Genomic DNA, 13,269 nt, shown 5'->3' on the forward strand with positions numbered 1-13,269 from the left:
TTCGCTCGATGTGCGCGCAATAAAAAAGGCTCGTACACCGTACGAGCCTTTCTATGTCGCTATGTCGTGTGATGCACCGCTCAACGGCGGTGCGTCACACGATGCATCTGCACGTCTGTCAAACTCGGATCAAACGCGTTCGATCGCGATCGCAATGCCCTGACCGACGCCGATGCACATCGTGCACAGCGCGAAGCGGCCTTGCGTGCGTTGCAGCTGATACATCGCGGTCGTCACGAGACGCGCGCCGCTCATGCCGAGCGGATGGCCCAGCGCAATCGCGCCGCCGTTCGGATTCACGCGGGCGTCGTCATCGGCGACACCGAGTGCGCGCAGCACGGCAATACCTTGCGATGCGAACGCCTCGTTCAGTTCGATCACGTCGAACTGGTTGATGTTCATGTTCAGGCGCGCGAGCAGCTTTTGCGTCGCGGGCGCCGGGCCGATGCCCATCACACGCGGATCGACACCGGCGGTCGCGATGCCGAGCACACGTGCACGCGGCGTCAGGCCGAAGCGCTTCGCCGTTTCGGCGTTGGCGAGCAGCAGCGCCGCTGCGCCGTCGTTGACGCCCGATGCGTTGCCCGCCGTCACCGTGCCGTCCGGACGCACGACGCCCTTCAACTTCGCGAGCGTTTCGAGGCTCGTCTCGCGCGGATGCTCGTCCTTCGACACGACGATCGCATCGCCCTTCTTTTGCGGAATCGTCACGGAGACGATTTCCTGCGCGAGCGTGCCGTCCTGCTGCGCGCGCGCCGCCTTTTGCTGGCTGCGCAGCGCGAACGCGTCCTGATCGGCGCGGCTGATGTTGTAGTCGGTCGCGACGTTCTCGCCCGTTTCGGGCATCGAGTCGACGCCGTACAACTGCTTCATCAGCGGATTGACGAAACGCCAGCCGATGGTCGTGTCGTGGATCTCGGCCTGACGCGAGAACGCGCTGGTCGCCTTGCCCATCACGAACGGCGCGCGGCTCATGCTTTCCACGCCGCCCGCGATCATCAGCCCGGCTTCGCCCGACTTGATCGCGCGCGCCGCGATCCCGACGGCGTCCATGCCCGAGCCGCACAGGCGGTTCACGGTCGAGCCCGGCACGTCCTTCGGCAGACCCGCGAGCAGCAGCGACATGCGCGCGACGTTGCGGTTATCTTCGCCGGCCTGGTTCGCGCAACCGTAGATCACGTCGTCGATCGTGCTCCAGTCGACTTCCTTGTTGCGCTCCATCAGCGCCTTGAGCGGCACGGCGCCGAGATCGTCGGCACGCACCGACGACAGCGAACCCGCATAGCGGCCAATCGGCGTGCGAATCGCGTCGCACAGGAATGCTTCCGTCATGAGATGTCTCCAGTAATGGCGAGGGCCGGCGTATCGTGGAAGGCGCCGGCGTCGGCGCATTGGGCAGCGCCAGAAAAACGTGCCGAGCGAATCAGATTTGTTCTATACTCGAACAAACGATCATCTATCGAACATTTCAGGTTCGATAATAGGCGGGGGGCGGAAAGACTGTCAAGCTTGCTCGCGGGTTAGCAGGCCGTCAAATTCAGCAATAACGTGCGGCAAAGGCGGCAGGAATCGGTGCCGCATCGCAGCCCGGCAGCCCATTTCCCCATCGGAAAGCCGAATTTGGCGAATCCCGGCGCTTGCGCTATCGTCACGGCTTTCCGCAGGCTGACAGCCGCCCACTTCAGTTTCGAACGTTTCGCATCGAGTTCACACAGGCCATGAGCAAAGTCCCATCCGAGTCACAAGCCGTTCCCACCAGCGAAACGGACGCTCCCGACAAACCGGGCGACTCGTACGTGCAGTCGTTCGCGCGCGGCCTCGCGGTGATTCGCGCGTTCAACGCCGAGCGTCCCGAACAGACGCTGACGGACGTCGCGTCAGCCACGGGCCTGACGCGCGCGGGCGCGCGCCGCATCCTGCTGACGCTGCAGACGCTCGGTTATGTCGAAGCCGAAGGCCGCCTGTTCCGCCTGACGCCGAAAATTCTCGACCTCGGTTTCGCCTATCTGACTTCGATGCCGTTCTGGAACCTCGCCGAGCCGTTCATGGAAGAACTGTCGGCGGAAGTCCACGAAAGCTGCTCGGCGGCCGTGCTCGACCGTACGGAGATCGTCTATGTGCTGCGCGTGCCGACGCACAAGATCATGACGATCAACCTGTCGATCGGCAGCCGTTTGCCTGCGTATTGCACATCGATGGGCCGCGTACTGCTGTCGGCGCTGGACGAAGCGACGCTCGACGCGACGCTCGACGCATCGCGCATCGCCGCGCACACGCCGCGCACGATCACCGACAAGGACGAATTGAAGAAAGTGATCGCGCAGGTGCGCAGCCAGGGCTGGGCCGTCGTCGATCAGGAACTGGAAGGCGGGCTGATTTCGCTGTCGGCGCCAATACGCAACCGGCGCGGCCAGATCATCGCCGCGATGAACATCAGCGGCAACGCGCAGCGCAACTCCGCGAAGCAAATGGTGAAGGCGTTTCTCGAACCGTTGCAAAAAGCCGCGCAGTCGGTGTCCAACATGGTCGCGCTGCGCGGCTAGTTCGCATCGACGACATCAACGGCCCAGATAGCGCTCCACCAGACGCGTCCAGTAGGCCGCACCGACGGGCAGATTGCGGTCGTTGAAGTCGTAGTGCGGGTTGTGCACCATGCAGCCGTCTTCGCCGACGCCGTTGCCCAGCCGCAGGAACGAGCCGGGCCGCTGTTCGAGCATGAACGCGAAGTCTTCGCTGCCCATCAGGATATCCGCGTTCGGCTCGACGTTCGCGGCGCCGACCAGTTCGCGCGCGACCTGAATCGCGAATTCGGTTTCCTCGTCCGTATTCACGACGACGGGATAGCCTTCCACATAGTCGACCTGGGCCTTGCCGCCGTAACTCGCCGCCTGCGTTTCGGCGAGTTCGGTGATGCGCTCCTTCAGCAGCGCGCGCACTTCCGGGCTGAACGAGCGCACGCTCAGTTCGAGCTTGGCGCTCGACGGAATCACGTTGTTCGCGACGCCCGAGTGCATCGTGCCGACCGTCACCACGGCGGGCTGCGCCGGATTCACGTTGCGCGCGACGATGGTCTGCAGCGCCATCACGATACTCGCCGCGATCACGATGGGATCCACGGTCAGATGCGGACGCGCCGCGTGGCCGCCGACGCCTTCGATCGTGATCGTCGCCTTGTCGCCCGCCGCCATGAATGCGCCCTTGCGGAACAGGAACTTGCCCGGCTCGGCGCCCGGATGGTTGTGCACGCCGAACACGGCGTCGCACGGAAAACGTTCGAACAGGCCGTCTTCGATCATCTTTTTCGCGCCGCTGTCGATGCCGCTTTCCTCGGCCGGCTGAAAGTACAGATGCACGGTACCCGAAAAGTTGCGCGTTTTCGCGAGATGCTGCGCGGCGCCGAGCAGCATCGTCGTGTGGCCGTCGTGGCCGCATGCATGCATCTTGCCGTGCGTGCCGCTCGCGTACGGAAGCCCCGTCTGTTCGACGATGGGCAGCGCATCCATATCCGCGCGCAGCCCGATGCTGCGCGTGCCCTCGCCCACTTTCAGCGTGCCGACCACACCCGTCTTGCCGACGCCGCGCGTCACCTGCCAGCCCCACGCTTCGAGCTTTTCGGCGACGAGCGCAGCCGTCGCGACTTCCTCGTAAGCGAGTTCGGGATGGTGATGGATGTGGTGGCGAATATCGCGCAGCGCGGCGGCTGCGGGTTCGAGGTCGGCGATTTCGGTCAGGCGGGCGGCGTCGGTCATCAGGTGTACTCCTGGGTTACTCGCTGCGTCTCGCGCGCAGCGTTAAACCGCAGACTATAGCAACGCGTGATCTTTCGGGTAAGACGACCGTGCGTGCGATTTACTTAATGCTCGCACGCGCCACCCGCACGTCGGCCATCGCTTCGCCTGCGGGCTGCTTCCTTGCAATACCTTTCAGGACATCGACGAATGCGAGGCCGGCTTCTTCGATCGAACCGGAATTGTCGATATGCGTGAGATGCGCGCCGTCGGGCAGCGTGAACGGCGCCTGACGCGCAAGCCGAGCGGCGACCTGCTCTTGCGTTTCGCGTCCGCGTGCCGACAGACGCGCCGCGAGAATGTGCGGTGCAGCGTGAATATGCACGACTTCGAGGTGCTGATAGCGCTTCAACGCACGTGACAGATAGGCACGCGATCCATTGACCACGACCGTGCAGCCCCGTTCGAGCCACGCATCGATCTCGATGCCGATGCCGTAGTGCAACTCATGGCTCGACCATTCGAGCGCGAACAGCCCTTGCGCCGAGCGCGCCGCGAACTCTTCGCGCGTCAACGCGATGTGATTCTCGTTGTGCCCCGTGTCGCGCGTGATATAGCGATGCGCAAAGACGACCGGCGTGCCCGCCACATGCTCGCGCGCAAAATGCAGCAGCGAATCCTTGCCCGCGCCCGACGGCCCGACCACATAAATCAGGCGGCCTTTCATGCGTTCTCCCGCTGCGCCCGTTCTGCCGCGAATGCGAGCCGTTGCCACAGCATGAACGGCTCGCCGGGCGCGGGCTCGACGAAGATCGCCGCGCCGTCGATCGGCAACGGCCCGAGACGTTGCGCCTCGCGATGCCACCACGCGACGATCGCGGCACGATCGTCGGCATGATCGAGTGAATTGGACAGCGTCATGTGAAAACGGAACTCGTCGAGCACGTAGGGATATCCCCATTCGACGAGCAATTCGCGCTGGCGTTCCGTCAGCGGAGCGTCCATGCGCTTTGCGATAGCCGCGGCCGATGGCTTCACACGCAGCGGCGTGAAGGCGCGCAACGCATCCGCGGCGAGCGCGCGCGTCTGTTCGTCGCCTGAAGACGTGGCGGGACGCAGCGCGACGAAGTCGCCCAGCGTGGCTGCTTCGACGGCTAATGAAAACGGCTGTTGTCGTTGCGCCCAACGTTCCGCGGTGTCGAGCAGGTCGGCCGCCGTCACGTCGTCGGCGAGATGGAACGGCGCCACCAGCGTGCCATGCCAGCCGTAACGGCGCGGCGACGCTGTCAGCTGCTCAAGCGCTTGCGACAGAGTGGGCGCGTCATGCGGATCGAGTGACGCGCCGCTTTCGGCATCGCGCGCGAGCCACGTCGAGCCGGCGTCCCACCAGCCCGATGCGCGCGCCGGCGCGTAGTAGATCGCGAAGCGCGACTGCGCGGACCATCCGCTCCGGATGGTGGCGCTCATAGATCGTGCTCGACCATCAGTTGCACGCGGTCGGCGGCGAAATGCGTGAAGCCGTATTTGATCGGCGTACCTTCCGTGTCGACATCGACGTTCTCTACCCACAACACCGGCTGCTGCCGGTTGATGCCAAGACGCCGCGCGACTTCCGGTTCCGGCAGCACGCTGCCGATGCGGCTCCACTTGCGCAGATAGTCGGTCACGCCATACTCGGCCATCGCCTTCGTGATGCCGCCCGCGCGTTCGAGCACATCGGGCAGATCGGCAAAGCGCGCAGCCGGATAGAAGTTGCGCGCATACGTGAGCGGCACGCTGTCCGCCTCATGCAGCGACTCGATGCGATAGACGAATGCGCCCGCACGCAGCCCCAGCGCCTTCGCAACAGTGGGATCGGCCTTCACGCGCGCCGCCGACAGCATCGTGCCCGCCGGCGAATGATGTTGCTGACGCAAGTTTTCGGTGAAGCGCGTGCGACGGCCGATGGTGTAATCGATCGCGCCCGGCTGCACGAACGTGCCGCGCCCCTGCTCGACACTGACGAGCCCCTGCGCCGCGAGACCCAGCATTGCACGGCGGATCGTGTGACGGTTGACATCGAAACGCTTCGCCAGCTCGCCTTCGCTCGGCAAACGTCCGTCTTCGCCGAAGCCGCTTGCCGCGATCTCTTTCGCGAGGATCTGCTCGATCTGCCGCCACACGGCAACGCCCGCCCCCCGTTCGAGCATCACGCCCGGCGCTGCGTCGTCGTTCGATGTCATGGTGCTGTCATTCCCTTCGGTTCAAATAAGCGTTCTGTGCATTGTAGTCCGCAAGCCGTGGCGGAAATATGAAACTGCGCCCGCTGTCACACGACGGCGACATCTTAACTCTAAACGTCTAGACGTTTAGATGAATAGATGCTCAAATGTCCGGACTCGCTACTGATCTTCCCCTTTCCAGGAACCCTCCAGGAACGCCGATGACTGCCGCCGCTTCCCCTCCGTCCTCAGATTCCCCCGACTCCGCCAACGCCGCGCGCCGCGCATGGATGGCCGTGCTGGCGCGCACGCCGCGCGCCGACCTCGAAACCGCGCTGAACCGCGCGATGGAAGGCACCCCGCTGCCCACGTTCGACTGGCTGCGCCCGCCCGAAACCGGGCTTGCGATGGTGCGCGGACGCATCGGCGGCACGGGCGACGCGTTCAATCTCGGGGAAGCGACCGTGACGCGCGCGACGCTGCGGCTGCGCGACGCAACGGCTGACGGCACGACCGTCGGCGTCGCGTTTCATCTGGGCCGCGATCGTCGTCGCGCCGAACTCGCTGCTATTGCAGACGCGCTGCTGCAAACGCCGCAGCATCACGCACGCTTGCAGGCGCAACTGATCGCGCCGCTCGCGTCTCAACTGACGGCGGCACGCGCGCAACGTCAACAGGACGCCGCATCGACGCGCGTCGAATTCTTCACGATGGTCCGAGGCGACTGATGAACACTCCCGCTCAATCTCCGCAGATCGCGCTGTCGACGCTGACGCCGGGTTTCGCCGATCCCGTGCACGACACGCAAGCCGTGTTCCGCACGCTGCTCGATGCGCTGTCGCGTCCGGGCCGGATCGGCACGATCGACAACGTGCTGCCCGCATCGCGCAGCGACGCGCGCAACAGCTTGCCGCACGCACGCGCCGATCTGGCCGCATTCGCGGCACTGCTGGCGCTGTGCGACTACTCGACGCCCGTCTGGCTGGCGCAGCCCGACGCCGTGCTCGGCTCCGCGTTGCGCTTTCACACGGGCGCACCGCTCGTCGACGAACCGCAAGATGCCGCCTTCGCGTATGTGCACGAAGCGAGCACGCTGCCGCCGCTGTCGTGCTTCGCATTGGGTGAGCCGGAAACGCCGGAGCAGTCGGTGACGCTGATCATTCGTGTCGATTCATTGACGCAAGACGCGCCCGTCGTACTGCGCGGCCCAGGCATCGAACACGCGCACACGATCGCGCCCGCCGGCCTGCCCGAGCGCTTCTGGCGCGAACGCGCGGAACTCGCGCCGCTCTTCCCGTGCGGCATCGACTGTTATCTCGTCTGCGGCGATACGCTGATCGGCCTGCCGCGCACGACCCACGTGGAGCTCAACTAATGTACGTTGCCGTCAAAGGTGGAGAGCGCGCGATCGAAGCATCGTGGCGCCTGCTCGACAAGGCGCGCCGCGGCGACACGCAGCTCGCCGAACTGAGCGTCGCGCAGATTCGCACGCAGTTGCGTCTCGCCGTCGCGCGCGTGATGACGGAAGGCTCCGTCTACGACGAAGAACTGGCGGCGCTCGCGATCAAGCAGGCGGCCGGCGATCTCGTCGAAGCGATCTTCCTGCTGCGCGCGTATCGCACGACGCTGCCGCGCTTCGGCTACACGCAGCCCGTCGATACGGAAGACATGCGCATCGAGCGGCGCATCTCCGCGACGTTCAAGGACGTGCCCGGCGGCCAGATGCTCGGCGCGACCTACGACTACACGCAGCGTCTGCTCGATTTCACGCTGCTGGCCGAAGGCGATGACGACAGCGTGTCCACCACGAAGCGCATCGACAACGCTGAGCCTGAAGCGATGCCGCGCGTCGTCTCCCTGCTGGACAAGGAAGGCCTGATCGAACAGGAGCGCGTGTCGGCAGGCGAGCCCGAACCCGGCGACCTGTCGCGCGAGCCGCTGTCGTTTCCCGCCAGCCGCGCGACGCGCCTGCAAAACCTCGCGCGCGGCGACGAAGGCTTTCTGCTCGCCATGGGTTATGCGACGCAGCGCGGCTATGCGCACTCGCATCCGTTCGCGGGCGAAATCCGCTTCGGCACCGTCGCGGTCGAAATGGAACTGGACGAACTGGGCATGGCCGTCGAGATCGGTGAAATCGACGTGACGGAATGCCAGATGATCAACCAGTTCGCGGGCAGCACCGACGTGCCGCCTACCTTCACGCAAGGCTACGGTCTCGCATTCGGTCATTCGGAGCGCAAGGCGATGGCGATGGCGCTCGTCGACCGCGCGCTGCGCGCCGAAGAACTCGGCGAAACGATCGGCTCGCCGACGCAGGACGTCGAATTCATGTTGTCGCACAGCGATAACGTCGAAGCGTCGGGCTTCGTGCAGCACCTGAAGCTGCCGCATTACGTCGACTTCCAGTCCGAACTGGAACTGGTGCGTCGTCTGCGCGCAAAGCATGCGGCGCCGGCCGATGCCAACGACACTGAGGAGCAAGCGGCATGAACGCGCCCGACACGACGATGCAAACCGCCGCGCACGACAGCGCCGCCGAAGGCTACAACTTCGCGTATCTCGACGAGCAGACCAAGCGCATGATCCGTCGCGCGCTGTTGAAGGCCGTGGCCGTGCCGGGGTATCAGGTGCCGTTCGCCTCGCGCGAAATGCCGTTGCCGTTCGGCTGGGGCACGGGCGGCATTCAGGTGACGGCCGCCATCATCGGACGCGACGATACGCTCAAGGTGATCGATCAGGGTTCCGACGAAACGACGAACGCCGTCAACATTCGCCGCTTTTTCGCGCGCACGGCGGGCGTCGATACGACCCGCAAGACGAGCGAAGCGACCATCGTGCAAACGCGTCACCGCATCCCCGAAACGCCGCTCACCGAAAAGCAGATCCTCGTCTATCAGGTGCCGATGCCCGAGCCGCTCTATCGGCTCGAGCCGCGCGTCGCCGAATGCACGAAGCTGCATGCACTGGCCGATTACGGCCTGATCAGCGTGAAGCTGTACGAGGACATCGTGCATCACGGCAGCATCGCGACGACGTACGACTATCCCGTGATCGTCAACGGCCGCTATCTCGCGTCGCCGTCGCCGATTCCGAAATACGACAATCCGAAGATGCACATGAACGCCGCGCTGCAACTGTTCGGCGCGGGACGCGAGCGGCGCATCCACGCGATTCCGCCTTATACGCCCGTGAAAAGCCTCGATTTCGACGACCATCCGTTCGAAGTGCAGCGCTGGGATCATGCGTGCGCGTTGTGTGGATCCACGCAAAGTTTTCTCGACGAGATGATCGTCGACGATGCCGGCAAGCGCATGTTCGTCTGCTCGGACAGCGACTTTTGCCACGAGCGCCGCGAAGCGCAGGGCATCGACAACATCGAAGGAGAACGCGCATGACGCCGCTTCTGAGCGCACGCGCGCTCACCAAACAGTATGGCGGCCGCAACGGTTGCCGCAATGTCAGCTTCGATCTGTATCCGGGCGAAGTGCTGTGCATCGTCGGCGAATCGGGTTCTGGCAAATCGACGCTGCTGAACGCACTCGCGCTGCGCACGCCCGCCGATTCGGGCACGCTGCACTATGCGAGCGCGCATGGCGACATACTCGATCTGCTCGCGCTGTCCGAGCCGCGCAAGCGTCTGCTGATGCGCACCGAATGGGGCTTCGTGCAGCAGAATCCGCGCGACGGACTGCGCAGCAGCGTCTCGGCGGGTGCGAATATCGGCGAGCCGTTGATGGCCGTCGGCGCGCGGCACTACGGCAAGATCCGCGACACCGCGACACAATGGATGTCGCGCGTCGAACTCGATGCAGCGCGTATCGACGAATTGCCGTCGGCGTTTTCGGGCGGCATGCAGCAGCGTCTGCAGATCGCGCGCAATCTCGTCACGGGGCCGCGTCTCGTGTTCATGGACGAACCCACTGCCGGCCTCGATGTGTCCGTGCAGGCGCGCCTGCTCGATCTGCTGCGCACGCTGACATCCACGTTGCATCTGTCCGTGCTGATCGTCACGCACGACATCGGCGTCGCGCGTCTGCTCGCGCACCGGCTGATGGTGATGCAAGGCGGCGAAGTGGTCGAAGCAGGGCTCACGGATCAAGTGCTCGACGATCCGCAACACCCGTACACGCAAACGCTCGTCTCTTCCGTTTTGCCCGTTTGAGGTCCACCACGTGATGACAACGTCAATCGAAACATCGTTCATCGACAACGACGCGCTGATGCTGCGCGCGGTCGGCATCGGCAAGACCTTTACGCTGCACGGCCAGGGCGGCGTGCAGATCGAGGCGCTCGCAGACGTGTCGCTCGATGTCGAACGCGGCGAATGTGTCGTGCTGGTCGGGCCGTCGGGCGCGGGTAAGAGCACGTTCCTGCGCTGCCTGTACGGCAACTATCTCGCGAGCACGGGCGCAATCGCGATCCGCGACGACGCGCAAGCGGCGAAGTATCTGCCCATCACGGGTGCGGAACCGCGCGACGTGCTGCATCTGCGGCGCGGCGTGGTCGGTTACGTGAGCCAGTTCCTGCGCGTGATTCCGCGTGTGAGCACGCTCGATCTCGTGGCCGAACCGCTCGTGTCGCGCGGCGTCGAAGAAGAGGGAGCGCGCGCACGCGCCGCCGCACTGCTTGCGCGTCTGAACGTGCCGGAGCGGCTGTGGCATCTCGCGCCTGCGACGTTTTCGGGCGGCGAACAGCAGCGCGTGAACATCGCGCGCGGCCTGATCGCGGAACATCCCGTGCTGCTGCTCGACGAACCGACGGCTTCGCTCGACGCCGAGAACCGCGACATCGTCGCCGGCCTGATCGTCGAGGCGCGCGAACGCGGCGCGGCCATCGTCGGCATCTTCCATGATGAAGACACGCGCGCGAAGGTCGCCACGCGCAGGCTCGAATTGCAGCCACCGCAGCGTCACGCTGCCGCATTACACTGATATCGTCCGATCCGGAGCATTGACATGCTGATCAAGAATGCCCGCGTCGTTACGCGGGACGAGGTTTTCAACGGCGTCGTACAGATCGAGGACGGCGTGATTCGCGAGGTGGCGCGCGGCACGACGTCGGCGGCCAACGCGCAGGACTGGGAAGGCGACTATCTGCTGCCGGGCCTGATCGAGTTGCATACGGACAACCTGGAGAAGCATCTGTTGCCGCGCCCGGGCGTCGAATGGAATACGGACGCCGCCTTCGTGATTCACGACGCACAGGTTGCCGCTGCCGGCATCACGACCGTATTCGATGCGCTCGCGATCGGCTCGCGCTCGAACGTCGGCTTGCGCGGCCGCGATACGCAAACGCGCTGCGCCGCTGCGCTGCGGCGCTTCTCCGAACGCAAGCTGCTGCGCGCCGAGCACTTCCTGCATCTGCGCTGCGAGATCGCGACCTCCGACGTGGTCGAACTGTTCGATATGCTCAAGGATCATCCGCTGCTGCGTCTCGCATCGGTGATGGATCACACGCCCGGCCAACGCCAGTGGCACGACCGCGAGCAATGGCGCCGCTTCCAGGAACGCCACGGCAAGATGACGGACGAGCACATGGCGGCCACGCTCGTCGCGCTCGAAGACGAACAACAGCGTTTCGCGGACACGCACCGCCGCGAGATCGTCGAGCGCTGCAAGGCGCTGGGTGTGCCCGTCGCGAGCCACGACGACACACTCGTCGAACACGTGCAGCAGGCCGCCGAAGAAGGCATCGTGCTCGCCGAATTCCCGACCACGCGCGTCGCCGCCGAGGCCGCGCACCGTCACGGCATCGCGACGATCATGGGCGCGCCGAACATCGTGCGCGGCGGCTCGCACTCGGGCAACGTGTCGGCGCTGGAACTCGCGCAGGCGAACCTGCTCGACATCCTGTCGTCCGACTATGTCCCGTCGAGCCTGCTGACGGCCGCCTTCGAACTCGTCGACAAGGCCGGCTGGACGCTGCCGCGCGCGATGGCGACCGTGTCGGCGGAACCGGCGCGCACGGCGGGTCTGCACGACCGCGGCGCGATCGAAGCAGGATTGCGCGCCGATCTGGTCCGTGTGACGATGCTCGATGCATTGCCCGTGCCGCGCGCAACGTATCGCGCGGGCGAGCGCATCGTTTGATGCGGCTCGACGCTCATCCACCACATCTAAGTCTTTGAGTCGAAAGCGTTTGCCGCAATGCCGCATGAGAGCGGCGGCGAACGCATGCTCCAAACACAGGCTGCGTTCGCCATCGCCCCTGCTGTCGATAGGCTTTCAACGCGACTTGCTGAGCCATATCACAAAAGCACCCTTTAGAGGCAATACTCCTCTGCCATCCGGTGTTTCACTAGCACCGCAAATATTTTGATTTGTTAAGCTTGGCGCGCGCTGCTGGCCAGCCAGCGGCGAATAGACCAAGCCCGGCACAACGGCCGGGCAACGTCGCGCAGCGGCACAACCGCATGCGGGACACCTTGAACCACTCCCGGGAGTACATCAGTGAAAAAACTGCTTGCAGCTTTGACGGTTGCCCTGCTCGCTACCGTATCGATCGGCGCACACGCCAAAGACTGGACCACCATTCGTTTCGGCGTCGACGCCAGCTATCCGCCGTTTGAATCGAAGGGCTCCGACGGCAAGCTGACCGGCTTCGATATCGACATCGGCAACGAAATCTGCGCGCGCCTGAAGGCGAAGTGCGTGTGGGTCGAGAACGACTTCGACGGCATGATCCCGGCCTTGAAGGCGAAGAAGTTCGACGGCGTGCTGTCGTCGATGTCCATGACGCCGCAACGCGCTGAACAGATTGCTTTCTCGTCGAAGCTGTTCAACACGCCGACGCGCCTCGTCGCGAAGAAGGGCTCGAACATCCTGCCGACGGCTGAATCGCTGTCGGGCAAGTCGGTCGGCGTCGAGCAAGGCACGATCCAGGAAACGTACGCGAAGACCTACTGGGAGCCGAAGGGCGCGAAGGTCGTGCCGTACCAGAACCAGGACCAGGTCTATGCCGACCTGATCTCGGGCCGTCTGGACGCAGCGCTGCAAGACGCAGTGCAGGCTGACATCGGCTTCCTGAAGACGCCGCGCGGCGCGGGCTTCCAGTTCGTCGGCAAGGATCTCGAAGACAAGAAGATCCTCGGCGAAGGCGCAGGCATCGGCATGCGCAAGGAAGACACCGACCTGAAGGCGAAGGTCGACAAGGCGATCGCCGACATCATCAAGGACGGCACGTACAAGAAGATCGAGAAGAAGTACTTCGACTTCGACGTGTACGGCGGCTAATACCCGCAACGGCAACGCGCGGTTCGCCGCGCAAGTCGCCATGTAATCCGGCAGTACACGGACGGGCTCCCTGCGGAGCCCGTTTTGTTTTTCACGGCGGTGTTGCGC

The 13,269-nt window shown here is 64.6% G+C and carries 14 protein-coding genes; 9 read left to right on the plus strand and 5 right to left on the minus strand.

Annotated features, from left to right (window positions below):
- Nucleotides 1–129: 129 nt before the first annotated feature.
- Nucleotides 130–1,332: a 3-oxoadipyl-CoA thiolase gene (gene pcaF, locus G3N95_RS27640; RefSeq protein WP_205973269.1), complete on the minus strand. Its 1,203-nt coding sequence runs from the start codon at nt 1,330–1,332 to the stop codon at nt 130–132.
- Nucleotides 1,333–1,718: 386 nt separating this feature from the next.
- On the opposite strand from pcaF, the gene G3N95_RS27645 reads away from it, so the two are divergent.
- Nucleotides 1,719–2,543, plus strand: a complete 825-nt coding sequence (locus tag G3N95_RS27645; RefSeq protein ID WP_205973270.1) for an IclR family transcriptional regulator — start codon at nt 1,719–1,721, stop codon at nt 2,541–2,543.
- 15 nt (nt 2,544–2,558) lie between these two features.
- Here G3N95_RS27645 and G3N95_RS27650 read toward each other — a convergent pair whose 3' ends face one another.
- From G3N95_RS27650 to phnF, 4 genes are all read right to left on the minus strand, one after another.
- On the minus strand, nt 2,559–3,749 hold the full coding sequence (locus G3N95_RS27650) for a M20 aminoacylase family protein (protein WP_205973271.1): 1,191 nt from the start codon (nt 3,747–3,749) through the stop codon (nt 2,559–2,561).
- Between the two features lie 100 nt (nt 3,750–3,849).
- Nucleotides 3,850–4,455, minus strand: a complete 606-nt coding sequence (gene phnN, locus G3N95_RS27655; protein WP_205973272.1) for a phosphonate metabolism protein/1,5-bisphosphokinase (PRPP-forming) PhnN — start codon at nt 4,453–4,455, stop codon at nt 3,850–3,852.
- Nucleotides 4,452–5,195, minus strand: coding sequence for a DUF1045 domain-containing protein (locus tag G3N95_RS27660; protein WP_205973273.1), 744 nt, complete (start codon nt 5,193–5,195; stop codon nt 4,452–4,454). Before G3N95_RS27660 ends, phnN begins: the two co-directional genes overlap by 4 nt.
- The gene (gene phnF / locus G3N95_RS27665; RefSeq protein ID WP_205973274.1) at nt 5,192–5,950 is read right to left on the minus strand and encodes a phosphonate metabolism transcriptional regulator PhnF; all 759 of its coding nucleotides are present in this window, start codon (nt 5,948–5,950) and stop codon (nt 5,192–5,194) included. The genes G3N95_RS27660 and phnF overlap by 4 nt, the downstream gene beginning before the upstream one ends.
- Nucleotides 5,951–6,150: 200 nt before the next feature.
- Here phnF and phnG point away from each other — a divergent pair, with 200 nt between their 5' ends.
- The 8 genes from phnG (at nt 6,151) to G3N95_RS27705 (ending at nt 13,161) form a co-directional block, all read left to right on the plus strand.
- Nucleotides 6,151–6,657, plus strand: coding sequence for a phosphonate C-P lyase system protein PhnG (gene phnG / locus G3N95_RS27670; protein ID WP_205973275.1), 507 nt, complete (start codon nt 6,151–6,153; stop codon nt 6,655–6,657).
- On the plus strand, nt 6,657–7,304 hold the full coding sequence (gene phnH, locus G3N95_RS27675) for a phosphonate C-P lyase system protein PhnH (protein WP_205973276.1): 648 nt from the start codon (nt 6,657–6,659) through the stop codon (nt 7,302–7,304). Before phnG ends, phnH begins: the two co-directional genes overlap by 1 nt.
- Nucleotides 7,304–8,419: a carbon-phosphorus lyase complex subunit PhnI gene (locus G3N95_RS27680; RefSeq protein WP_205973277.1), complete on the plus strand. Its 1,116-nt coding sequence runs from the start codon at nt 7,304–7,306 to the stop codon at nt 8,417–8,419. Before phnH ends, G3N95_RS27680 begins: the two co-directional genes overlap by 1 nt.
- Nucleotides 8,416–9,324: an alpha-D-ribose 1-methylphosphonate 5-phosphate C-P-lyase PhnJ gene (locus G3N95_RS27685; protein ID WP_205973278.1), complete on the plus strand. Its 909-nt coding sequence runs from the start codon at nt 8,416–8,418 to the stop codon at nt 9,322–9,324. Before G3N95_RS27680 ends, G3N95_RS27685 begins: the two co-directional genes overlap by 4 nt.
- Nucleotides 9,321–10,091: a phosphonate C-P lyase system protein PhnK gene (gene phnK, locus G3N95_RS27690; protein ID WP_205973279.1), complete on the plus strand. Its 771-nt coding sequence runs from the start codon at nt 9,321–9,323 to the stop codon at nt 10,089–10,091. The genes G3N95_RS27685 and phnK overlap by 4 nt, the downstream gene beginning before the upstream one ends.
- A gap of 13 nt (nt 10,092–10,104) precedes the next feature.
- Nucleotides 10,105–10,860, plus strand: a complete 756-nt coding sequence (phnL, locus tag G3N95_RS27695; protein WP_205973280.1) for a phosphonate C-P lyase system protein PhnL — start codon at nt 10,105–10,107, stop codon at nt 10,858–10,860.
- A 24-nt stretch (nt 10,861–10,884) separates the two neighbouring features.
- Nucleotides 10,885–12,018 carry an alpha-D-ribose 1-methylphosphonate 5-triphosphate diphosphatase gene (locus G3N95_RS27700; protein ID WP_205973281.1) on the plus strand — a complete coding sequence of 378 codons (1,134 nt, stop codon included), beginning with the start codon at nt 10,885–10,887 and terminating at the stop codon, nt 12,016–12,018.
- Between the two features lie 360 nt (nt 12,019–12,378).
- Nucleotides 12,379–13,161 (plus strand): ABC transporter substrate-binding protein, encoded by a 783-nt coding sequence (locus G3N95_RS27705; protein ID WP_205973282.1) that lies wholly within the window; start codon nt 12,379–12,381, stop codon nt 13,159–13,161.
- The last annotated feature ends 108 nt before the right edge of the window (nt 13,162–13,269 follow it).

The sequence above is a fragment of the Paraburkholderia sp. Tr-20389 genome (assembly GCF_017104565.1).
Lineage (GTDB): Bacteria > Pseudomonadota > Gammaproteobacteria > Burkholderiales > Burkholderiaceae > Paraburkholderia.